Here is a 24250-nt window from a genome sequence, read left to right as displayed (position 1 = left end):
ACCCCTTGGCTTCGTTTATTCTGCGCGTTTTGCCAGATGCCCCAGACTTAACATATCTGCTGTGATCTGAGCTGTCTCTTCAAGCAACGGATCCAATTTTTCTAACACTTCAGGTAAGTCATCCAGGTTTTTCACCGCTGGCAACTTCAATCGTGCTAAACGCTCGTTGACTCGTTTTAAATCACGGGCAGTATTTTCATCTTTTTTCTTCAGGCGTTCCTGCTCATTTAATGAAATGGTTTTTTCATCTTTTTCTTTGTTGTACAGAGCGATATCATCCATCAGATACTTGTATTCAGTTTCTTTACTAAAACGTTCCTGATGTTTTTTCTGTAGCACAGGCAGCGCTTTTTTAATCTCGTCTGATGCAGTGTACTGCGCCGCTGGAATACTATCCCAAGGCAGAGCATTTTCTTCTTTACTCTCACCCCACTCACCCGGTTCTATCGGCGAAGGGAACAAAATATCAGGGATCACCCCTTTATGCTGAGTACTGCCACCATCGATACGGTAGAACTTGGCAATAGTAAACTGCACTGAGCCCAGAGATTCTTCGAACATGTCATAGACGCGGCCTAAACCTCGGTGCTGCTGCACTGTGCCTTTACCAAAGGTATGCTCACCTACAATTAAGGCCCGGCCGTAGTCTTGCATCGCCGCAGCGAATATCTCAGAGGCTGAGGCACTATAACGATCTACCATCACAGTCAGCGGACCATCATAAAACACACTACCGTCCTGATCCTGACTAATGCCAATACGATTACCCGCTTCACGGATCTGTACTACAGGGCCTTTATCAATAAATAAACCTGTTAAAGACACAGCTTCAGGTAGTGAACCACCACCGTTGCCACGTAAGTCAACGATAATTCCGTCGACATTCTGTTGTTTTAAGCTGGCAATTTCTTTTTTTACATCTTCTGTCAGGTTGTTGTAAAAACTTGGAATATTAATCACGCCAATTTTTTTACCCAGCGGACTAAGTTTAGGCTCCAGTACCTCGGCTTTGGCAGCCCGGTCCTCTAGACGGATTTTATCCCGCACTATAGAAATCTGAGTTGGCACGCCTTTGGACGCATCGCCACCTACCAATACCTGCAGACGCACAGTCGAGCCTTTTGGACCTTTGATCAGGTCAACGACATCATCTAAACGCCAGCCGACTACATCAACAAATTCCTCATCCCCCTGAGCGACACCAATAATCTTGTCTTTGGGTTTGATCTTTTTGGTCATATCCGCAGGGCCACCGGGCACCAGACTCATGATGACGGTAAAATCATCATCACTCTGCAGCACTGCGCCAATGCCTTCCAAGGACAGGTTCATTTCCTGCTGGAAACGTTCAGCGTTGCGAGGCGACAAATAAGACGTATGAGCTTCAATACTGCGGGCATAAGAATTCATCACGATTTGGAAAACGTCTTCACTCTCAGTTTGTAATAAACGTTTTTTCGCGTTTTCGTAGCGTTTTTTCAGCAGTTTAGTGGTTTCTTCTGCTGTTTTACCCGCCAGTTTCAGATTCAGCGCATCAAATTTCACTTTCTGGCGCCACAGCTCATTTAACTGCGCAACATCAGCCGCCCATGGCGCGTCTTCGCGTTCAAATTCGTAGCTGTCTTGTTTAGTAAAATCAAAAGGTTTATCCAGCAAGCTAATAGCATAATCGTAACGTTCTAATCGGCGTGTCATGCTCAAGTTGAACATTTGATAAGCAAAGTCAAACTGACCTTTCGCCAAACCATTATCAAATTCGTTGCGGTACTGCTCAAAGCTGTCGACGTCTGATTTCAACAAAACATTACGGAAAAAATCCAGACTTTTTAAATAGCGGTCAAAAACTTTTGACGACAACTCGTCGTCAATACGCAAGCCTAAATAGTGCTCCCGGGTAAAGAAATTGGTAATTCGTTTACTGGCCGTTGCATGTTGCGGTTCCTGCGCCAGATTGGGCACAGGAGAAATAAGCGGCGCAGCTATCACACCACTGCCGATCACCAGAAAAAATGCCGCTAAGCTGGAAATTTTTTTCATTGAACACTCATCTCTGTTAAGCCTGGAACAGCTTATCCCCTTGGGTTTTGATCACCATACCTGAGGCAAGCTGCACCACAACATCATTTTTAACTACTTCAAGTACAGTTGCAGGCACAGGTTTTAACCCTACTTTTAACTGCACCACACTGCCAACTTTTAATGTGGCTGTATTTAACGCAATAAGTTCAACCGCTTGCTCTTGCACCACTTTTTCTGTGGTTTGAGGCTTAGAGTTCAGTTTGGCTGCTTTTGCGGCGACTGAGGCCTTATTTGTTGGAGACTTTTTGTAAGCAGCTTTGTCAGAAGGTGCCGCTTTAGCTTGATCTTTTTGCTGTTCTTTATGCTTAGCTCGTTCTGCCGCCGCTTTGGCTTTGCGCACTTCAGCTGCTTTGGCTTTGCTTTGCTCTAATGTTTCAGCCGCATGCGCAGCTTGTTGTTCATCAATCAGATCACCGGCCTGACCATCCAGGTCAACACGGGCGACACCCACTTTGACACCTGCTAGATAACGCCAACTGGATGTGTATAGACGCAACGCATGACGAATTTGGGTTTTGCTAATGCCATCTTCTTCAGACAACCGCTGTGCTAAGTCCTGAAAAATACCGATTTTCAGAGGTTTAGCTTCACCGCTTTGGCTAAAACACAGTGGAAACTTCTCGCTAAGTTCGGCGAGGATTTGTTTCACATCTTTGCCTGCAGGTTGAGCTTGGATTTGTTCAGTTGGGGTTGTCATGCAAAATTACTCTTCTTCATCAGCGGCATCGTCTAAAGTAATGCCTTCTTCTAATTGGTTATTAACGTAGCAGATAGCCCAATCGACCAGTTCATCTTCATCTGCTTCTAACAAAACTAAACTACCTCGTAGCTCGTTCCAAATCGCGATAAGTAAATGGTCTATTTCATCTGCTGAAAGATCATCCGGCAAACGGCGCCAGACGGCGTGGTAAATGGCGTTGATCCGATCGGCGACGATCTCTTCTTCACCTTCCCAATCGCCTACATCGGCGACTTGGAATAAATAGTCCTGAATATTGACTAAATCTTTCATAAAGTCCGTGCCAAATGCTGTTCAAATAACTGAACCAGCCCGGCTAAACCTTGTTGATCGTCTACATCGAAACGAGCCAGACTTGGGCTATCAATATCCAGTACAGCAATGATCTTGCCATTGTGACGCACAGGTAAAACAATTTCTGAGTTACTGGCGGCATCGCAGGCAATATGACCTGGAAACTCATGGACATCTTTGACCAACTGGATTTCTCCAGTGGCTACTGCTGTACCGCAGACACCTTTGCCTACAGGAATACGCACACAAGCCACTTTGCCCTGAAAAGGTCCTAAAACCAAAACGTCATCTCTTAAAATATAAAAGCCTGACCAATTAAGATCAGGCATTTCATTAAAGAGCAACGCACTCAAGTTTGCCATATTGGCAATCAGGTCTGTTTCGTCTTCGATCAGAGACAGAGCTTGCTGTTGCAGCAGCTGATAAAATTCTGATTTTTGCTCACGCATGAAATATAGGTTCTACCATAACTACGAAGGTCCCTACATTACTTGTTTTGTCGCGAAATTTAAACCTCTGCCACAAAAAGATTTAGCTACCTTTGTTCAATAAATCATCAATAACTGTTCATTTCAAACTCAACCGACACTTCTGCTCTGATATCGGTCTGACCAAAGCTGACTTCAGCGCCATCGGCCATAGCACGAGCCATCTTCATCACAGGAGCCGGCGCGTACCCTTGTTCATTGATTTTTTGGGCAGAACCCAGTTTTAAACCGTTCGCTTTTGCTAACAAAGCAGCCTTAGTTTTGGCATGCTCAAACGCCTGCTGCAGCGCTTTTTGATACAGTTCATCGGACTCACTGACTAAAAATTCAGCCTGATTCATTTGAGTTACCCCTAAATCAGCCGCTTGTTGTAGCACTGTGCTGTACAGGGACAAATCATTTAATGACACAGTGATGTCACGACTGACCAGATAGCGCTGGGGCAACTTGCGCTCTGGATCATGCTGATAATCCGGTTGAATACGCAAAGGCGCATTGTTCAGTTGTTCTTCCTTCACCCCCAGCTTACGCAGGGCTTTGGTTAAAGCAGCTACTTGCTCATCCACCTTTTGTTTGGCATCCGCAACTTTCTCAGAAGTCTGCTGAATTTGCATACTTAAACGCACTGCATCTGGTTTGGCTTGCATCACAGCAGAGCCGGATACTGTGACAGTTTTAACTGCGGCCGTATCGGCTAAAGCAACAAAACTAAGACTACAAACCAATAAGGCGACTACTTTTGCTTTCATTTCTTAATCCTTTTATAAACAGATATCACGGAGTGTACGCCTCTTGGCTGAACGGCTACTTAAAAACTAATTAAGCTTCAGTACCTTATCAACAGCAGACTGAGTTAGAGGATGATAGCCGGCCCGGGCTTGCTGATAAACAGCTTTGGCCCAGCCCAGAGTTTCCGGGCTTTGACTTAACTGCTGATACAAAGGCACCACAAACTTACGCCGTCCTACCCTGACTAAAAACTGCTGCAACGCAGGTTGAGCTTGTGTGTAATTTTTTGCCAGCGCCACTTTAAACCAGGCTGTCGCCACTTCCGCATTCTGACTTCGACTTAAACCAAAGCCCTGATCCAGCTGTTGTAGCTGGGCAATATCGACAGTAGCAGCCAATTGGCCGATAAAATGTAACCAATGGTGAATAGTCCAGCTGTTTGTCTGTAAATCAGTCAACTTGCCGCTTTTTTGCCATAACGCCCTTTGTTGGTCAACCTGTGTAAAGGCGTCAGATACCGGCGCTACAAAAGTGCTGGCTAATGCCGGTTGATACAGCCATTCCAGTATTTCGCCCATAGATACAATGTCCGGATCGTTCAGCAAAGTTTTACGCAGATAGCGCAGGAACTTTTCCGTATCCATAGTTTGAAAGGCAAAAGTCTGAAAATAGTTTTTTAAAAAAGGATCAAAAGCAGCGCGCCCCACTCTTTGCTCTAAAAACTGCAGGAATAACATGCCTTTGACATAAGGCACCTGAGTAAAGGCATCGTCTGGGTCTCGTCCTGTGTAGTCGGTGACTAATAAAGTATCTTTTGGGTCAAGCTGGTCCAGATCGTTTTCCAAATCCTGGACCGACAGCTGACGCTCCAACAAAGCACGTTCAGGCCCGTACACCTGCTCCATAATGCGGTTCTCCACATAGTTGGTAAACCCCTCATTCAGCCACAGTTCGTGCCAGCTTGCATTGGTGACTAAATTGCCTGACCAGGAATGCGCCAGCTCATGCGCTATTAAACTAACCAGGCTTTTGTCCCCTGCAATCACCGTGGGCGTAATAAAAGATAAACGTGGATTTTCCATACCACCAAAAGGAAAACTGGCCGGTAAAATCAGTAAGTCATAACGACCCCAGGGATAGTCGCCATACGACGTGCTTGCGACCTGCATCATCTGCTCTGTATCCGAAAACTCGGCCACGGCTTTGTCCAGCCAGACTTTTTCGGCATAAACCCCAGTACGCTCTGACATGGCTTTAAATTCTAAGTCCCCTATCGCCAGCGCTATCAGATAAGCCGGAATAGCCTGCGGCATACGGAAAAAATAATCGCCGTCTTTGTCGGTATTGGCACTGTTATCCGCACCCATCACGGCCAGTAATTCTTTAGGCGTATGAATACGGGCCTGATAATTCAGCCGCACCGCTGGCGTGTCTTGCAACGGGATCCAACTGCGGGCATGAATAGACTGCGACTGGCTGTACATAAACGGCTGCTGCTTTTCGCTGGTTTGCTCCTTAGTCAGCCACTGCAAGCCTGAGGCTTGTGGGCTGGTATGGTAATAAATACGCACCTTAGGAAATTGCTCTGGAAATTCAATCCGTAGCGCCTGGCCATGAGTGGGTGATTTCTCACCTAAACTGTGGCTCAGCTTCACCCACTTGCCATTAGCTGATTGCCCCATGACGTTTTCAATACTCAGGTCGCGACTATCTAAAATCAGCTCGCGCACATCAGGATGATGCCAGTCCAGTTGCAGCTCAACAAAACCTGAGAGTTGCTGTTTATCAAAATCAGCTGTTAAATCTAAGCTAAGTTGCGGATGACTCACCAGAGCAAAGTTGCTGAAACTATGAGGATCAGCAGCCTGAACTTTAGCCGCCAGGATAAACAACAACAGCACAACAACACGCATTTTATTCTCCGAAACTAATTCTTACGGTAATTCATAGGATTGGCAGGATAATAACAAAGTTCCTGCTGACTCTGGTGACTGAAATGTCGGGTATCTTTGTGTGGAAGTTTCATAAAACCACCAACCCCTTCACCACTGATTAAAGGTACTTTTGAGAGAATACTTTGCAGCAAAGCCGCAAACTGCGCTTCAGCAGCAGGTTCAAGCAAACGGTAATAGTTGTGTATTTTCATATACAAAGGCGTGACTTCAAAAATAATGCACCCCGTATGGCGGATTAAATTCAGTGCAGCCAAATCATCCATAATACCGTCTGGCAATACCAGTTGCTCATCAGGGTCTTTGCCATCTTCAAAATAACTATGCTGGGCGCTGCGATCGTCCAGCTGGCTCTGGCCCAGCTCGTATTTAAGGGCAGTACCTTCTGGCACGACAAAAGGCTGGTCTGTGCTGTCGCGCGCTATATGGATGGTCTGACGGGCATCAAATAAACAGGCTTTGAAAATACCGACTTTGGCGATAGAGCGCGCCAGTTGCACCACATTATTCACCGCCACTGCAAAAGCCTTGTACAGACTTTCGTCAAACAAATTCAGGCTGGAGTCGATATACACCCCGGAGCTTTGCCAATGAATAGCAATACCACCGACCACAGGATAACGGCCTAAACGGCTGACGGCTGCGACAAAAGCTTTTTCAGTCTCGCCCATGCCCTCCAGGTAGTTTTTGTAATAACGTTCCAGTTGCACGTCATCTATGTACTGAATGCCTTCTTCGTCGCTATGTTCACGCAAAAAGGATTTGCGCGATGAATAAACCACAGTATCCAGCTCCTGCGCTTTATCGCTAATCCAGACCGGCAATACTGGCTCTGTGCTTAACAGCGGCAGATCAGGGGTCACCAGATGAGATAAACGTGGCATGGCTTTTAAGAAATAATCACCAGCTTGCTGCCGTAGCAGTAAATCGTCCGACAACATACTATCGAGCATAGTGGCAAATTCCATTGGCAAGCCCAAACTTCTTGCGGGGATCGCTTTACGGCCAAAACGACAGGACTGGCCGGACGCCAGCGCATACAAAGTGCTGGCTACACCTTGCTCATCAAAGCGTGGGCTGGATAAAGCACCAGTTCGCTGCTCTGGGCCAATAAAATATACATCCCCTAAACGGGCATTGGAGGTTTGTAAATCCGACGACATCAACTGCATTACATTGGTAGCTATGTAATGACCTTCACTATCGAGCTGGGCGAAGACTGAAGATCCCCAATCCACCAGACTGATTTGATTGGAGCTATCGTCGTAGACAATATTCGAAGGCTTAATATCGCCATGCACTATAGGTGCGCTTTCGCCGTCTTTTTTATGTTGCCGTAAAGCCTGCAATAAACTGGCGAGCTGAGTGGCAATATCCAGCAATAACCGCACCGGTACCCGGCCATGTTTCAGGCTGTAGTGCTCCAGATCCACACCTTTGGCGCGCCCCATCATTAAAATGCCCTGCTTTTTTACCAACTGATAAGTAAAAAACGGCGGTACATTCGAGTGAGCAGCCTGTGACAACATATAGCCTTCGTCGGCTAGGCGCTCCTGTATATGAGGTGGTAAATTAATGCGGGAGAACTTAAACACCACATCCTGCTGCTTTTGATCAAGGCCAGCAAAGACAAAACCATAAGCGCCCTTACCCACCAGCTCAATTTGTCGGTAACCCAGTTTCTCCAGCTCAGAGATACAAAGCGCCACCCAGTCTTTGAGCTTTTTAGCGTCATTGGCGTTTAGCAGGTAAACCGACTGCTCTTCGGGGATATAGAAGTTACGAAGCTGATGTTTATCCATATATACCCAAGTGACCTCAATATGCGAGTTTCAGAGCCGCTGGGCGCTTGCAATGCAAGGCAGCCTGGCGAAGCAATGTCGACTACCTTGTGAGACAGGCTAACACCGCAGTGCAATCGCCCAGCGACTCCCGAAGGGTGGGTCTAAAAGCGCTTTATGCGGCGTTAACTGTTGTCGCTTTAGAACCACTAAAGCTTTCAACAGCTGCCTTGCCTAAAGCGCTTTTATCTCCCGCTGAATTCTGCATCTTGAAGTCACTTGGGTATAATTACCCTTCGTACTTGAAACTGCCGCTTTGTTGCCTGCGTGCTTTCGCCCCAATCACATAGTGAACTATGTTCATGGGGACTCAATTACTTGTCGCCTCGCTGCAGCTCCAATTACTTTGGGTAAACCCTCCGAACCTAAACTGCCGCTTTGCTGCTTGCGTGCTTTCGCCCTTTAAAAACAAAACCCGGAGGATCTTCTGATCATCCGGGTTTTGTAGCAAAGAACGAAGCCAATGACCAGCTATTTAACAATAGCTTAAACCATCGACAGCAACATGGATGACGGTTGTTCCAGATAGCTTTTCCACAAGTTGGTGAAACGGGCTATGGTGCCGCCGTCGATGACGCGGTGATCGCCAGACCAGCTGATTTGCATCAGAGAGCGGCCTTCTACTTCACCTTTGGCATTAAAACGTGGCAACAACTGGGTTTTACCCAGCGCTACTATCGCCACTTCCGGCTTATTGATGATAGGAGTGGCCACAGTGCCACCAATGGCGCCAATGTTGGAGATGGTGATAGTGCCACCTTTGAGCTCAGCCGGACTGACACGGCCTTCACGGGCGGCGTCTGTTAATTTCGTCAGCTCTTGGGCAATTTGAACGATCGACTTGTTTTGACAACCTTTGATATTCGGCACCAGTAAACCCACTTTGGAGTCGACCGCTATACCAATATTGTGATCATCAAAATACGTCAGCTCTGAACAGTCGCTGTTGACCTGGCTATTCATAATTGGGAACTGCTTGATGGCCAGCGACATGGCTTTCATAAAAAACGGCATCAGAGTCAGCTTAATACCCTGCTTGGCGTATTGATCTTTCAGCTGGCTGCGAAGTGCAATCAGCTCTGTTAAATCAATTTCTTCACAGTAGGTAAAATGCGGAATGGTCGATACAGAATCCTGCATCTGACGCGCCATCGCTGCTTTAATGCCTTTGATAGGCTCAACCCGGCTGCCGCCTGAGCTACTCACTACAGGAGCAACAACTGCAGTGACTGGTGCTTTGGCTGGAGCTGTCACAGCTTTAGCACCACCATTGGCATAAGCTTTGACATCGTCTTTATAAACCCGGCCCTTATCGCCAGAACCTGGCACCAAAGATAAATCAATGCTGAGTTCACGGGCTAAACGACGCACTGCCGGGCTGGCTAAAGCTTTGCCATTGCCAGCAGGAGCTACAGTTGAAGCTGCGGCAACAACGGCTGATTTAGCAGCACAAACCGGGGCAGCAACTGGCGCTGCAACAACAGCCGCAGCAGAAGTCGAAGTACCAGCAATTTCCTGCTGAAACAGCGGGCTATGTACTTTGGCAATTTCACCTTTGGCGTAATGCAGCTTGACCACTTTACCTGCGTATTTGGCAGGGATTTGCACCAGGGCTTTGTCGGTCATCACATCACAAACAGGCTGATCTTCGGCTAATACATCGCCTTCTTTGATCAGCCACTCGACAATTTCACATTCAACAATACCTTCGCCTATATCAGGCAGAATAAAGTCTTCCAGCTGTTTGCCTGTGGCCACAGCGGCTGGAGTTTGAACTGGAGCAGATGAAGCTGCAACAGCAGGCGCAGCGCCCTCTGTGTCCATTTCAAACAAAGGCGCATGCACTTTGGCGATATCGCCTTTGGCGTAATACAGCTTAGTCACCACACCGTCGTACACAGCAGGGATTTGCACTAAAGCTTTGTCAGTCATCACATCACAAACCGGCTGATCTTCAGTGATCCGATCACCTTCTTTCACCAGCCATTCAACGATTTCACACTCAACTATGCCTTCGCCAATGTCCGGCAGAATAAAATCTTTTTTCATCTGGTTATCCTTAGAAGTTCACCGAGCGTTTTATCGCTTCGTAAGTTTTCAGATGATCGGGCACATATTCTTTTTCCAGTGCCAGCGGGTATGGAATATCCAGACCACAAACCCGTTCAATCGGGCTTTCCAGATGCAGGAAGCATTTTTTCTGGATAGTGGATGCGATTTCAGCGGCAAAACCACCTGTTAATGGCGCTTCATGGTTAATGACTAAACGGCCTGTTTTCATCACCGACTCTGCCACAGTATCGACATCCCAGGGCTGAATGCTACGAAGGTCAATCACTTCACAGGAAATACCTTCAGCTTGCGCCATATCCACAGCCTTTTGGATAATCTCCATCTGCGCGCCCCAGGCTAATACAGTGACGTCTTTGCCTTGTTGCAGCACTTCGGCTTTGCCTAATGGAATTTCGTAATAGTCTTCCGACACTTCGCCAACTGAGGCGCGGTACAGTTTCTTCGGTTCAAAGAAAATCACCGGATCCGGGCAGTTGATAGACGCCAATAACAGACCTTTAGCCTGAGCCGGGTCGCGTGGCACCACAATTTTTAAACCTGGGGTATGGGCAAAATACGCTTCAGGCGACTGGCTATGATAATGACCACCCGCAATACCACCGCCGTATGGCGTGCGGAATACTAAACCACCGACGTTAAACTCGTTGCCTGAGCGGTAACGGAACTTAGCAGTTTCATTCACAATCTGGTCAAAGGCTGGGAAGATGTAATCAGCAAACTGAATTTCAGCCACAGGTTTCATGCCCTGAGCCGCCATACCGTTAGCAAAACCCGCTATACCTTGCTCAGTTAAAGGCGTGTTGAAACAACGGGCTTTGCCGTATTTTTCCTGCAACTTGCTGGTCGCGCGGAATACACCACCAAAGTGACCGACGTCTTCACCAAAACAAACCACACCATCGTCTTTGGCCATGGCTAAATCTAAGGCGTTGTTGATCGCCTGCAACATATTCATCTTAGCCATTATTCAAATCTCCCCGCCGTCACCGGATAAGCTTCCGGGTACTTTCTGATATGTGCTTTTAGTTCTTCTAATTGTTCGTTCAACAGTGGAATTGGCGTTTCGTACACATCACTCATCAGATGCTCGATACCAGGCTTGGCCACTTTTTCAGCCACTTTTAATGCATCCAGAATTTCCTGACGCAGCGCATCAGATTTCGCTTTGTCAGCTTCTTCATCCAGCCAGCCTTGTTTTACCAGCCATAAACGGAAACGGGATATCGGGTCGTTTTTACGCCACAGCTCTTCTTCTTCTTTCGAGCGATAACCGCTTGGGTCATCAGAGGAAGAATGCGCGCCCAAACGGTAAGCTATAGATTCAATTAAAATCGGCTCTTCGTGCTCAAGCGCATACTCGCGCGCCATTTGGGTGGCTTTGTACACGGCCAGAATATCAGCACCGTCGACACGAATAGCTTTGATGCCGTAACCCACACCACGACAGGCAATACCATCACCTTTAAACTGCTCGTTGGCAGGCGTTGAAATGGCATAGCCGTTGTTACGGCAGAAGAAAATAACCGGCGCTTTATGCACAGCTGCCATATTTAAACCGGCGTGGAAGTCACCTTCAGAGGCGGCACCTTCACCAAAATAACAAATGGTGGTGTTTTTCAGTCCGCGTAACTTTTGCGCATACGCATAACCACTGGCCTGAGGAATTTGTGTACCCAGCGGTGAGGAAATGGTCATGTAATAAATGTCTTTGCTGCCGTAATGCACTGGCATCTGGCGGCCTTTGCCTAAATCTTTTTCGTTGGAAAACAGCTGATTCATAAACTGTTCCAGACTAAAACCGCGATAACGTAAGGCGCCTTGCTCACGGTACTGCGCCATAATCATGTCTTTATCATCCAGCGCAGCAGCGCTGCCAACAGTGGCGGCTTCTTCGCCTAAACACTGCATGTAAAAACTGATACGGCCCTGACGCTGAGCGGCCAGCATACGCTCGTCCAGTATGCGAATAAACTGCATGCTGTCGTACATTTTAAGGGCTGTGGCTTTATCAAGCTCTGGAGCTTCAGCTCCTGGGTACAAAGAGCCGTCATCCTGCAGGATACGCAGCGTAGGAATTTGTAACGCGTGACCGCTGGTAAACTCAGCTGTGTGCACTGTAGAGATGGTTGCGTTATTGGGGTTAGTCATAGGTGTCTCTTTTGGTTGTATCCGTCAGACTGTGACAAAAAGTTAAACGCATGGTGGCTTGGTGACCACTCTTGGTAACTGAATTGCGTTTCCCCGTTTGCCCTGACCATTATTTTTGTTTTACGTGTTTTAATCAGTATGGCTATTTTCTTCTATTTTTCGGCCGCAACTTTACCTTTACGTAAACTGCATTGCAACCAGAGGCACAAATAAAAACAGCTGGTCCATGCACTAAAGCAGGGCCAGCTGTCAGATATTTTGTACTCTGCTATGCCATGAACCTAAGGCTTAACTCACTTTTCCAGCTACAGAAACAGGTTTTACCATCAGCATGGCGCGCTGACCAATGGCCACTTTAGGGTTAGGGAAAATAATAGCTTCACCCTCCACTTCTACCTTGTATTCCACACCTTCATCACTGGCCAGCACAGTACCGACATCAAAGGTGGTGAAATTTTCAATACTGTCGGCAAAATGCAGTGCAAAGGCTTCGGTAGTTTTGTTGATCGCACGACGTACTTCATAGAGGTTAAAGTCGGCTTCGTTAAACTCCTTTGTGTTCAGCTCGCTGCCTGAAATCAACGCTCTTAACGCAGTAGCGGCTTCAGCAAAACGACTCATATCATTTTGACCAAAAGGCCGTGCCTTACCCAGTTCGATGGTAAAGCCATGCGCCTTGCAGCTTTGGGCGGCAAAATAACTGAAGGTACTGGCCGGAGTTTGCATCAAAAGCACCGTATTGGCACCACAAGCATTGAGGAACTCAAACTGTTGTTTACTCCAGTTTTGGCCATGTAAAAATGGATAAACGGCAAACTTCTCAAAACGTGAGCCACGAATAGCGGTATGCAAATCATATAGTTTACGTTCACGTAAACCTTGCGGAGCCTCTTCATAAAACTTCAACACATAGCCTTCTAGCTTTTTCGCCCGCTCACGCTCCGCACTCTGTATGCCCGGCTCTTCGCTGTGATGACCAGAGAATAATCGGTTTAAATTATCCTGAATCTCCCGTACTCCCGCATTCATCGCCGCTGGGTTACCAAATAAAAACAGCACCCGCTCTGTCAGCAGTAGTTTGCCAGCCAATACGTCGTTTAACAGTGTGGAACAAAGCTCGATAGGCGCAGTTTCATTACCATGCATGCCGCTGCTGAGCACTATGTCTTGCTGGCCACACTGCTTGGGCTGACAATAGATAACCCCTGTATCCCAGATTTGGATTTCCGTGCCGTTTTGAAGTGAATAGCGAACAAAAGGTAAAAAATCGGGATAGGCTAAGGTGAGTTTTAAAAAATCAGGGTTTTGCTGCAGTTGCTGCAACAGAGTTTCAGGCTTCATAGATGCTCCATAGACTAGCGCTTAAACGCTTTTTTAAGTTTGGCTCATTCTAGCTCGGCCCCTGACACACTCCAAGCTGCTTTTGCTTGCAAAAGCAGCTTGGTGCAACTCTACCCGTTAAAGACCACAACTTGCGCCATAAATCGATTGAGCCCATTGTGGGTTATCAATAAAGGGATTGCGGTTTTGTTGCCATTCGTAAATACGGTTGTTGCGACGACTTTCAAAACTATCGACCGGATCCTGGATATGCCATTGCAGCAATACACAAAGTTTTCCCATCTCTGGCGCTGAACTGCCAGTTGGAGCAAAATTGCGTAATATCAGGTCTGGCGTACTGGTTTCATCGCCGCCTTCGTAGCGCACATCCATATAAAACATCATACGGGCCACGTCACCTTTGACGGCATTACGGGGCTCAAAGCTGTCGCTGTCGGTTTTATTTTCCGGGGCTTCAGCCAAAGCTGTGCCGCCCAGATCAAAGTCTTTATTGCCACGGCTGGAATTAATAGACATATCGGCAGGTCGCAAATGATGGATATCGGTATAGGCATATTTGCTTTCACTGGGAAAACCATGGCTTTTTGCCCAGACATGTTCCCGATTCCAGGCATCCAAAGAATTGGTCTGGCCGGCGCGGAAAGTTTTAGCCTCAGAACGGCCAGCATAAAGCAATATCACGTTATTGGTATTATTTGGGTCTTCATCCGTATAGGAAAGTGCATCCCAGACCTGACTATAGGTTAAACGTACGTGGCCGCGCAAAATGCTATTGAGCGCGGCTTTGAGCTCGCTACCAGATTTGCCAACTGCGGCCGCGTAATAGGTGGGCAAGTTAACAACAGGATCAGTACCACCTCCGGTATCGCCACCGCCACTGCAGGTTGCAGTAAATACGCCGATGCCAGGGTTACCATAATTGGCAGACACCACCCAATCTGAGGCCAGATTGCTGTCTGTGGTTTTATTGCGGCTAATGGATTTATCAACAGCATTGATGGACCAACCGGATAAGCCATTTTCCCAGCCGACTGCATCCACTTCCGTGCTGCCATTTTTTAATTTGACGTAATCACCGCTATTGCCAAACGCCAGAGTTAAACCAGCCAGTTGTGGTGTTTTGCCATACAAACTTTGCAGAGCTGCACTGTTTTTTACTATCAGAAAATAGCTGCGTGGCGCCACAGTGCCAGATAAATTAAAGCTACCGCCGTTATCCTGCAGACTATAGCCTTGCAGGTTAATGGCGGTGCAGCTGTTGTTGTAGAGTTCGACAAATTCTTCAGTGCTGTCATTGTTTGGAGCGTCATACAACACTTCAGTGATCAGCAGATTGGCAAAGCTGGCACTGCTGTACAACGCTGCTGCGAGCAATGATAAGGTTGTGATCTGTTTCATTATAAATCCTGTCAGTTCTTGTTGTTGTTTGAGGATCTGCATCCTGCCCCCAGAATTGCTTCGCTTCTCCATCAGAGCACTACAAGATTAACTTAGATTTATGACAAATCGCTTAAATAAAAAACATTTTATTTACTTATCAACTCAAAACTAAGCCCACATCACCAGCACTGCCGCAAGCACGATCAGAGTCAACCCCAGCAGGTCCTGACGTTTGAGTTTTTCTTTGAGTACCAAAACTGAAATCAGCAGCGTAAATAACACTTCCACCTGCCCCAGCGTTTTAACATAAGCCACAGCCTGTAAACTCATCGCGGTAAACCAACCTAAAGAGCCCAAACAACTGGTGAAACTGGTGGCTAACGTCAGTTGTGGCCTTTGCCATAACTTCACTAAGGTCGTTTTGTCGTTCAGCGCAAGATAAACTAACAAAACAATAGTTTGAGTGGTGATCACAAAAAACAGCACCCAGGCCGCTGCAGGTAAAAATGGCAAGCCCAGAGTCAGGCTGGCCTCACGGACCCACAAGGATGTCAATGCAAAGGCCAAACCACTGCCTAAACCTAAGGCCAGAGTTTTGACTGATAACGATTGAATACTGGTGGCTCCTGTTAATAAAAACACAGCTATGCCACCAATAAAAACTCCAACCCAGCCTAATGGGCTGATGTAAGTACCAAAAAACATCACACCTACAATAGCAGCCAGAATAGCCTCGCTTTTGGCAAGACCCACCCCTATTGCATAATTTTTTAACCGAAACAACACCACCATCAAGGCAGTAGCCAGAATTTGCATAGCAGAAGCAGCTAGCACGTAAAACAAAAACCAGAGGCTAAACTGTGGAATGGCATAATCCTGCCATTGGTAAAGTCCGAGTAAATACAAAAGCGCTAAAGGCCCGGCGTAAATGAAGCGGGCTAAGGTCACGCCCATCACAGGCACATCTTTACTTAGTTGTTTTTGTAGCGCATTGCGCATCGCCTGCATAAATGCAGCCAGCAATGTAAAAGGGATCCATAAAGACATACAGACTTCCAAAACTCATAAAACAAAATGATGCCTTGTTAAGAGCCGGAAGGCAAAGTTTTTACCCGCTGTTTAGCTAAAATACTGATCTAACGCCGCAATATCCTCCACCACCCACTGAGCTTCAATACAATCTGTCAGATGCTGTGCAATAAACTGCACAAGACGCTTGGCTGAAGCACTTAACCTTTTGTCTTTTCTCGCCACCAGATACCAATGGCTATTCAAGGGAAAGCCTTTTACTTTCAGTACTTTAAATTGGTCATTGCTTTGCGCCAAAGTGTAAGTGGATAACACTGCCAGCCCCAGACCACTGGCAACGCTAAGTCGGATAGCTTCATTGCTTTCAATTTGCATCGTCTTTGACAGCTCAACCCCCTGGCTGCTCAACCAGGATTCAAACTGCATACGAGTGGCCGAACCCGGTTCCCGCATTAAAAATCGCTCATTTTTTAACTGAGCAAAATCAAGCTCCCCACCTTGTTCACAATAACGAGTCGCCCAATGATCCGCTGGCGCCAGTAATTGCAGCGGGTTTTTGATAATACGACAGGCCTGAACCTGCTCGCCGCTGGGTGGCTGACTAAACAGATACAAGTCATCATCCTGATGAGCAAACCGGTTTAAAATATGAGCTCTGTTGCCAACATTTAATGTCACATCAATTTTGGGATTCATTTTGTCAAAAGCTCCCAGGATAGTCGGCATTACATATTTTGCGGTAGTCACTATGCCTAAGCTTAAAGTACCACTGCGTCCACCTTTGGCTTCTTCTAATAAGGCGGAAAAGTCATCAAAACGACTAAGCACATCAGACGCCGCCTGAAATAATGCATCGCCAACATAAGTAGTGTGTACTTTACCTTCACGGTATTCGAGCAGAGGCTGTCCCACTTCCTCTGCTAATTTTTTTAGCTGTAAGGACACTGTAGGCTGAGTTAAATGCAACAGCCGTGCAGCCGCAGAGACTGAAGCTAAACGCACCACCTGCACATACACCTGCAATAATCTAAAACTTAAATGCCGCACATCCATAGATAATCATAAATACCAAAGTTACAAACAATTAATTATCCAATATACCCAAAGACAGGCAGAATCGCCACCCAATAACAGCTACGGAGTAAAGTCATGCCTGATATTGTGATCGCATTTTTCGCCTTTGGCCTGCTGGCAGGTTTATTAAAGTCAGATTTAAAAGTTCCTCAGTCCATTTACGAAACCTTATCCATCCTGCTGATGCTGGTCCTGGGGCTCAAAGGCGGCTTGGCTTTGCATGGGCAGGCCCACAGCGGCATGATCCCGGATCTGTTAGCCGTTGCGGCTTTAGGTTTGATAATTCCGCTGCTGGCTTATCCAGTATTACGTTACCTGATCAAACTCACTAACTCAGATAGCGTAAGTATTGCTGCTCACTATGGCTCCGTCAGCGCCGGTACCTTTGCGGTTGTTTTGGCTTATGCCGAAAAATCAGGTTTGCCACTGCTCCCCGAAACTACCCTCTATTTAGTGATGCTGGAACTCCCTGCCATCGTTATTATGCTGGGCTTATATGGTGCGCTTAAAGGCCAGGGCAATCAGGCTCATATCTGGCGAGAAGCCCTAACCAGTCGCGGCGTGCTGTTATTAGGTGGTGGTGTTCTGATAGGTTATTTATACGGACCTGAAGGGCTGGAGCCTTTAGCCCCTGCACTGATTGGTGGTTTTAAAACTATGCTGGCGCTGTTTTTGCTGGAAATGGGGCTGTGCACAGCGAAGGTCTGTAACCCATTGCCGATTAAACATTGGCGCTTGATGCTGTTTGCCGCCTTGGCTCCATTTGCCCTGGGCGCTTTAGGTCTGGCTTTTGGTTTACTGTTGGATTTACCTCAAGGCTCATTACTGGTTTTAACTACATTAGCAGCCAGTGCATCTTACATAGCAGCACCAGCTGCGGTGCGCGCCAGTATCCCGGATGCCAATATAGGTCTGGCAATGCTGGCCTCATTAGGTATTACTTTTCCGGTCAACGTGCTGCTGGCCATCCCCGTCTATCAACATTGGGTCGAACTGGCGCTTGGAAACTAAGCTGACACAGTCCAAAGCGAACAAAAAAAACGCAGTCAAACCAGCGGGCATTGCATTTATAAGTTAAAGCAGTAGTATAAGGCCCAACGTCGGTACGTAGCGCAGCTTGGTAGCGCACTTCGCTGGGGGTGAAGGGGTCGGAGGTTCAAATCCTCTCGTACCGACCATTAAATTAACCTGCTTTTAGAGCAGGTTTTTTTATGTCTATAAAAAGACGGTATGTTGAAAATGCAGGGGGTTATTTTCGAGGATTCAACAATTCATATCGCCCATCCAGCTGTCTGAGCGCTATTAATTCATTTGTGTTGTAAAAATTATTGGATTTTTTATAAACAGTTCGTGTACATTTGTTTTCTGATTTAGTGACAATGGTAAGGAACAGTTATGCAAATCAACTTAAATACTCCGGGCACAGCGGCTACATCAACAATACAAACTGTTGCTCCTGCTGCTCAGGCTAAAACCACCACTACAACAGCACCCTCTACTGCAGACACTGTCACCTTATCTGCTGAAGCAAAGGCGAAGCTGGCTGCAGAGCAGCAAGAATCTAAAGCAATAAATCCAACACTGACTACATTAGGCAGTGGTTGGGGTAACGAACCGCCAAAATAATAATTAGGGAACAAATTAAGGGGCATAGTTTTGGGACATTTTATAATCAGTCTCGCTGAATACCTTTGGATCGCGTGTTTACTAAGTTTGGTTATATCTGTATTCGTTCCAGTGGTTCAGTCATCGAGGGCAGCAGCAGTTACTTGGGTTATCATGGGATTAATGATGGACAAGGTAGCGCCAGAACTGATGGCCCTGTCTGCATGGAGTGCGGAAATTGCTCGCCATGCTTGGTATTTATCCTGGGTGATGCTTAATACTATCACTGTGCTCATTATATTTGGTATGCACAAACGTTTTGCTTGGCAATATTCTAAGTTGAGTCAATACATTACTCTTTCCTGTGTATCTATGGTCATTCTGCAGACAGCACGACTAATGGATAGACTTTTATTTAATACGGATGTACTGCCGTCCGTTTACAAATATGGTGTGCCATCCATTAATATCGCCGTTGCTTCAGCAATAGTCATTTGGCTGATCTCTAGCGTGATTAATATGAGAAGAGGAATTCAAGTCTTATGCTAGCTCTGCTTTCTTGTACATTATCAGTGGCTTGTACCATATGCTGCATCTTGATTTACAAACATATTGCATCATCTCCTACGGTCAGACAGATTGAAAGCACTGTTGCAAAGGAAATGAAAGGAAGAGCTCATTGCCTTTGCCTGCAGGCTTATGACGCGGAGAGAATTGCCAATCCGTTTGAACGAAAAAAGGCAACTGAGAAGTTTCAGGACGACTTGCATTTGTATCTTGAAGATTATCAGGCAGAAGTGGCATTACGAATAAAAGAATACAAAGTTCGCAGTATCTCAGCTTATGGCTATATTAGGCTGATGAAATAAAATAACAAAACTGGTTATAAAGTAATTCTTAAAATCTGAAGATCAAACGACTCAAATGGTGGCCTTTCAAAGCCACCACAACTAGTTAGCCCACTGCTTCTCATAGTGATACACGCCAGCTTTGGCCACCTTTAGATTTGACTGATGCTGCTTGTTAAGAAAATTCTGAATATCTTGCTGAACCTGATGCACAGCATCCAGTAATTGGGCTAAAGCAAACTCCTCGGCATGAAACACAAAGGTTTTACTGGCAGGTTCAAGCCAGCAAAACATGGCTTCATTATCCATCCAGGTGATCACCTGATTAAAACCGGTTAAATGATGCGCTTGATAACGACGCAGTGCAGTATTATCCCGCACTGAATGATCCAGCTCATCTGCATGACGCCATAACGCCTCATTCCGCAGTGGATGGTTTAGATCAGGCAGGTTTATTTCACTGCGCAGTGCCATGGCTCTGTGACACAAATCCAGCCCCAGTTCTCCGCAACACTTGGCGGGCCAGAAAATCCGGGATAATTGATAGCTATGGATCAGAATTAAATGCACGGCATCGTACATATCTTCACAAGCCCGACGCTGACAATCCCAATCTTCAGACCAGTCATGTAATTGTTTGATGGCTCTGTCCAGTTGCTGACCAGCCTCAACGACTAACTCAGCTTGCAGTTCTGCCTGCTTCATGTAGACCAATAATTCTTTGGCATCCATTTCAACACTCCTGTAAGACGAGACAACACCCTGATTCGGGTACTCTGTATTTTCAGTGTAGAAAGCAAAAAGTCCTTTGCAAGCTGATAAAACAGAAGCTAAGTTATAGATTTTCCAGTTATTACCTATTAATGGTCCTCAAATAAATCTAAGCTGCTGAGTTCACGTGATATAGCATCTTTTGGATTTTTCAGATTTTTTTGTATTTATTTTCAACAATCTGCTGTTCTATTCAGCAAAAAAGCATGTCACAAGCCATCGGTAATCAAATAAGGTAGCCGCTCAAAACCGGGCTTTCATCAAATAGTTACATCTGTTTTTTAAACTTTGACGTACAATAACCGCCTTTTTCGTTGCTGCTGAGGAATTTTATGCTGGGCTTTTTTGAACGCTTAACCAACCCTTTCCCTGATAAAGAGCCAACTCAGCCACCTCAAGGCCTGTTTGCATTTTGTTTGCATTACAGTCAAGGCATGGTGTTGCCTCTGATCCTGATGTCTATTACGACAGCCTTACTGGCTGCCCTAGAGGTATCTTTATTCGGTTATATGGGACAATTAGTCGATTGGCTGGTAACGAAGAATCCGGCAACCTTCTGGCAGGAAGAGCGGGATACCTTGATCACTATGGCCATAGTGATGTTGCTGGTGTTGCCTGGTTTGGTATTTTTCCACTCAGCCCTGATCCACCAGACCATATTGGGTAACTACCCTATGTCAATCCGCTGGCTGGCGCATCGCTATTTGCTAAAACAAAGTTTAGGTTTCTACCAGAATGAATTCGCTGGTCGCATCGCCACTAAAGTGATGCAAACGGCTTTGGCTGTACGGGAAACTGCCACCAAACTGCTGGATGTCATGGTGTATGTGGTGGTGTATTTTGGCTCTATGTTGTATCTGATCGCCGATGCAGATTGGCGTCTCGTGCTGCCGATGATTGCCTGGTTAGTCATTTACACCGGCTTGCAGTTTTATTTTGTGCCACGGCTGAAACAAGTTGCAACAGAACAAGCCGACGCCCGTTCAGAAATGACGGGTCGTATTGTCGACAGCTACACCAATATCAGCACTATTAAACTGTTTTCACACACGGCTCGTGAGTCAGAATACGCCCGCGATAGCATGCAGCTGTTCTTAGTACCTGTGTACAGACAAATGCGACTGGCTACCTGGCTCAATATTTGTGTGCAAGGTCTGAACTATCTGTTGGTGTTCTCTATTGCCACGCTGGCAATATGGCTTTGGTCTGTGAATGCGGTCACCGTAGGCTCTATTGCCATCGCAGTCAGTCTGGCACTGCGTTTAAATGGTATGTCACAGTGGATCATGTGGGAAGTCAGTGCACTGTTTGAAAACATAGGTACTGTGGCTGATGGTATTGCTACCTTGTCTCAGCCTCAGCAAATCATCGACACAGCTGATGCGAAGCCGCTTGAAGTGCCACAAGGTCAGATTGAGTTTAAGCAACTGAACTTTAACTACGGCAAAGCAGCAGGTGAACATGGCCCTGTGATTGATGGTCTGGACTTGTCGATTAAACCCGGTGAAAAAGTAGGTTTAGTCGGCCGTTCTGGTGCTGGTAAATCCACCTTGGTGAACTTACTGCTGCGTTTTTATGATGTCAATTCAGGCAAGATTTTAATAGACGGCCAGGACATCAAAACCGTATCCCAGGAAAGCCTTCGCGCTCACATCGCTATGGTGACCCAAGATACCTCCTTACTACACCGCACTGTGCGGGAAAATATTTTATATGGTCGTCCTGGCGCTACCGAAGCGGAAATGATCGAAGCAGCCTGTCTAGCCGAAGCCGATGCTTTTATTCAGGAGCTTACCGACCCTAAAGGGAACAGTGGCTACGACGCTCAGGTGGGCGAACGTGGAGTCAAGCTTTCTGGTGGTCAACGTCAACGTATTGCAATAGCACGGGTTTTACTGAAAAACGCCCCTATTCTGATTTTGGATGAAGCCACCTCAGCGCTGGACTCCGAAGTAGAATCAGCTATTCAGCAAAGTCTGACCCAGTTGATGATAGGCAAAACGGTTATAGCCATTGCACACCGTTTATCTACCATAGCAGCTATGGACAGGCTGATCGTTCTGGATCAAGGCCGTATTGTGGAGCAAGGCAGTCATCAGGAACTGATCGCCAAAGGCGGTATTTACGCTCAATTATGGGCGCATCAAACCGGCGGCTTTATTGGTGTGGAATAAATAATAAAGGTCAGAGTCTTGGCTCTGACCTGTTGTTTTTAGCTCAAACGCGGGTCGGTTTCAGCCACCATCGGCTGGTTTAAATGCTCATTTCTGAACTGTAATAATACAGGGAAAGGTTTTAAGTCGACTAAATCGCGGAACAATATCCAGTCGATTAAAGTGAACAGACTGATACTCGGATAGTCCCAGTGCCCAAAATGCCCTGCCCTGATTTGTTGCTCAAGTGCCTCTAGTGTCGCCTGAATTCGCTCATGCTGCAGATTAAAAAACAATTTGTCTTCAGTCACGTCAAAACCTGAGCGCTTACAAAGCAGTAATTCAACCAACGAGTCTGTACAGGCATTAATAGTAGTCAGGCCATTTTCCTGATCCCAGCTCAATGGTGTTAATTTCAGTTTCGAAGCCAAATAACGATAAATTACGCCTGAATCAAAAATAACCTGCTCTCCATCCACTAACACAGGCACTTTGCGTGCCGGATTGTGTTGTACCAACACTGAACGGCCTTCAGACTCAAAAATATTAAGCGCTACAAACTGATAAGGTTGCCCTGCCAGTACTAAACGTAAACGACGAACAAAAGGGGAAGCCACTGAACCTAATAACTGCATAACCTACTCCAATTTCAGATCATGACTTTAGTGTACAACCAGAGCCATCGGCTTAGATAGTGCTGATAGTCAGTTAATTTGGGCTCAGAGCAGAAAGCTTTTTCAATTCAAACTGGTACGCAGCCTGAGCAACTTGCGCAATGATAGCTTCATTGGTTCGGGTTGACTCGGCTGAGTCTTTTACAAAAACTGCAACCAGCAACGACCGTCCATCAGGCAACAGAATGATACCTATATCATTAGTGGCCGCAGTTTTTCCGGCTTTGATACCCGAATAACCAGTTTTATGTGCGACCACAGTACCAGCTGGTAACAAGCCTTTTAACCGCTCTGGTCCTGTGGTGGTTTCGACCATCCACTTCCATAGCAAAGCCTGCGAGGATGCAGACAGCTGTGTTTTTTGCTCAAACTTTTTCAGGATCTCTGCGGCCCCCTTCATCGAGGTCCAGTTTTGATACTGCACCTGATCATCCGCGTGCATCTGCGCTTCATTTGCGACCACAGCGGTCTCCTTTATACCCATAGACTGGATATAGTCATGCAAAGCAGCTGGTCCACCAATCAGTTCAAATAACAAATCACAGGCCACGTTATCGCTGTGCGAGACCGAGTATTGCAGCAGTTGCTGCACTGGAACACTAAACTCGTCTCCCTGATACGCTTTCATTATCGGAGCCCAGGCATTCTGTAAAACCTTAGCCCTGTTTACGATAACGGTCTGATTTAAATCCAGCTTTCCCTGATCAACCTGATGCAGTACCAACATAGCTAAATGCAATTTAAATACACTTTGCATTGGGAATTTTTCAAAAGGATTAATCAGTAAAGGTTCCAGATCGTCAGGCCCCCACACTGCAACGCCTACAGTGGCTTTTTTTTCAATGACTATGGATTCAATTTGCTCTTTTAACAGTGGGGATTGCGCTGAGATTTTGAATGGACTAAATGCCACCATCAGTAGCGTCGAAGCAGTAACTACAGCGTTTATAATGACATTCATTGGTCTGTCCTTGTGATAAGTAGAGATGAATTATACAAAAGGCAGCCAACGCTGCCTTTTTTAAGTCTGAT

Annotated in this window: 22 protein-coding genes and 1 tRNA gene; 6 read left to right on the top strand and 17 right to left on the bottom strand. The window is 46.3% G+C overall.

The window, feature by feature from the left end; genetic code table 11:
* Positions 1-15: 15 nt before the first annotated feature.
* From prc to WH43_RS04645, 14 genes are all read right to left on the bottom strand, one after another.
* Positions 16-2037, bottom strand: coding sequence for a carboxy terminal-processing peptidase (gene prc, locus WH43_RS04710; protein WP_053423494.1), 2022 nt, complete (start codon positions 2035-2037; stop codon positions 16-18).
* Between the two features lie 16 nt (positions 2038-2053).
* Positions 2054-2776, bottom strand: coding sequence for an RNA chaperone ProQ (gene proQ / locus WH43_RS04705; protein WP_053423493.1), 723 nt, complete (start codon positions 2774-2776; stop codon positions 2054-2056).
* A 6-nt stretch (positions 2777-2782) separates the two neighbouring features.
* Positions 2783-3091: a hypothetical protein gene (locus WH43_RS04700; RefSeq protein ID WP_053423492.1), complete on the bottom strand. Its 309-nt coding sequence runs from the start codon at positions 3089-3091 to the stop codon at positions 2783-2785.
* Complete coding sequence (msrC, locus tag WH43_RS04695) at positions 3088-3561, bottom strand: free L-methionine (R)-S-oxide reductase MsrC (RefSeq protein ID WP_053423491.1); 474 nt, start codon at positions 3559-3561, stop codon at positions 3088-3090. Before msrC ends, WH43_RS04700 begins: the two co-directional genes overlap by 4 nt.
* A gap of 107 nt (positions 3562-3668) precedes the next feature.
* Entirely contained in the window at positions 3669-4349 is a 681-nt protein-coding gene (locus WH43_RS04690) for an SIMPL domain-containing protein (protein WP_053423490.1), read from the bottom strand.
* 66 nt (positions 4350-4415) lie between these two features.
* A complete protein-coding gene (locus tag WH43_RS04685) occupies positions 4416-6242 on the bottom strand; it encodes a M1 family metallopeptidase (RefSeq protein WP_053423489.1) in 1827 nt (608 codons plus the stop codon).
* A gap of 14 nt (positions 6243-6256) precedes the next feature.
* Entirely contained in the window at positions 6257-8083 is a 1827-nt protein-coding gene (locus tag WH43_RS04680) for a protein kinase domain-containing protein (protein WP_053423488.1), read from the bottom strand.
* A 525-nt stretch (positions 8084-8608) separates the two neighbouring features.
* Positions 8609-10171, bottom strand: coding sequence for a dihydrolipoyllysine-residue acetyltransferase (locus WH43_RS04675; protein ID WP_053423487.1), 1563 nt, complete (start codon positions 10169-10171; stop codon positions 8609-8611).
* Between the two features lie 10 nt (positions 10172-10181).
* Entirely contained in the window at positions 10182-11159 is a 978-nt protein-coding gene (locus WH43_RS04670; RefSeq protein ID WP_053423486.1) for an alpha-ketoacid dehydrogenase subunit beta, read from the bottom strand.
* Complete coding sequence (locus WH43_RS04665) at positions 11159-12343, bottom strand: thiamine pyrophosphate-dependent dehydrogenase E1 component subunit alpha (RefSeq protein ID WP_053423485.1); 1185 nt, start codon at positions 12341-12343, stop codon at positions 11159-11161. Before WH43_RS04665 ends, WH43_RS04670 begins: the two co-directional genes overlap by 1 nt.
* A gap of 288 nt (positions 12344-12631) precedes the next feature.
* Positions 12632-13684 (bottom strand): succinylglutamate desuccinylase, encoded by a 1053-nt coding sequence (gene astE, locus WH43_RS04660; protein ID WP_053423484.1) that lies wholly within the window; start codon positions 13682-13684, stop codon positions 12632-12634.
* A gap of 117 nt (positions 13685-13801) precedes the next feature.
* Positions 13802-15082 (bottom strand): endonuclease, encoded by a 1281-nt coding sequence (locus WH43_RS04655; RefSeq protein WP_053423547.1) that lies wholly within the window; start codon positions 15080-15082, stop codon positions 13802-13804.
* Between the two features lie 150 nt (positions 15083-15232).
* On the bottom strand, positions 15233-16111 hold the full coding sequence (locus WH43_RS04650) for an EamA family transporter (protein WP_053423483.1): 879 nt from the start codon (positions 16109-16111) through the stop codon (positions 15233-15235).
* Between the two features lie 72 nt (positions 16112-16183).
* Entirely contained in the window at positions 16184-17146 is a 963-nt protein-coding gene (locus WH43_RS04645) for a LysR family transcriptional regulator (RefSeq protein WP_053423482.1), read from the bottom strand.
* 96 nt (positions 17147-17242) lie between these two features.
* On the opposite strand from WH43_RS04645, the gene WH43_RS04640 reads away from it, so the two are divergent.
* The 5 genes from WH43_RS04640 (at position 17243) to WH43_RS19995 (ending at position 19641) form a co-directional block, all read left to right on the top strand.
* The gene (locus WH43_RS04640) at positions 17243-18178 is read left to right on the top strand and encodes a sodium-dependent bicarbonate transport family permease (RefSeq protein WP_053423481.1); all 936 of its coding nucleotides are present in this window, start codon (positions 17243-17245) and stop codon (positions 18176-18178) included.
* A 90-nt stretch (positions 18179-18268) separates the two neighbouring features.
* Positions 18269-18345 (top strand) — tRNA-Pro (locus WH43_RS04635).
* A 217-nt stretch (positions 18346-18562) separates the two neighbouring features.
* A complete protein-coding gene (locus WH43_RS04630; RefSeq protein ID WP_053423480.1) occupies positions 18563-18793 on the top strand; it encodes a hypothetical protein in 231 nt (76 codons plus the stop codon).
* Between the two features lie 30 nt (positions 18794-18823).
* Complete coding sequence (locus WH43_RS04625; RefSeq protein WP_053423479.1) at positions 18824-19321, top strand: hypothetical protein; 498 nt, start codon at positions 18824-18826, stop codon at positions 19319-19321.
* Between the two features lie 113 nt (positions 19322-19434).
* A complete protein-coding gene (locus tag WH43_RS19995; RefSeq protein ID WP_152342784.1) occupies positions 19435-19641 on the top strand; it encodes a hypothetical protein in 207 nt (68 codons plus the stop codon).
* A gap of 81 nt (positions 19642-19722) precedes the next feature.
* Here the strand turns inward: WH43_RS19995 and WH43_RS04615 are convergent, their stop codons facing one another.
* Positions 19723-20352, bottom strand: a complete 630-nt coding sequence (locus tag WH43_RS04615) for a hypothetical protein (RefSeq protein WP_053423477.1) — start codon at positions 20350-20352, stop codon at positions 19723-19725.
* Positions 20353-20723: 371 nt separating this feature from the next.
* Between WH43_RS04615 and WH43_RS04610 the strand changes: the two genes are divergently transcribed.
* Entirely contained in the window at positions 20724-22565 is a 1842-nt protein-coding gene (locus WH43_RS04610) for an ABC transporter ATP-binding protein (RefSeq protein ID WP_053423476.1), read from the top strand.
* A 38-nt stretch (positions 22566-22603) separates the two neighbouring features.
* Here the strand turns inward: WH43_RS04610 and WH43_RS04605 are convergent, their stop codons facing one another.
* Positions 22604-23179 (bottom strand): glutathione S-transferase family protein, encoded by a 576-nt coding sequence (locus WH43_RS04605; RefSeq protein ID WP_053423475.1) that lies wholly within the window; start codon positions 23177-23179, stop codon positions 22604-22606.
* 73 nt (positions 23180-23252) lie between these two features.
* Entirely contained in the window at positions 23253-24179 is a 927-nt protein-coding gene (gene blaPER, locus WH43_RS04600; RefSeq protein WP_053423474.1) for a PER family extended-spectrum class A beta-lactamase, read from the bottom strand.
* Positions 24180-24250 lie beyond the last annotated feature (71 nt).

This window comes from Rheinheimera sp. KL1 (genome assembly GCF_001275035.1).
Classification (GTDB): Bacteria; Pseudomonadota; Gammaproteobacteria; order Enterobacterales; family Alteromonadaceae; genus Pararheinheimera; species Pararheinheimera tangshanensis.
Note: the sequence above shows the minus strand (reverse complement) of the source record. Positions and strands in the feature narration are given on the sequence as shown.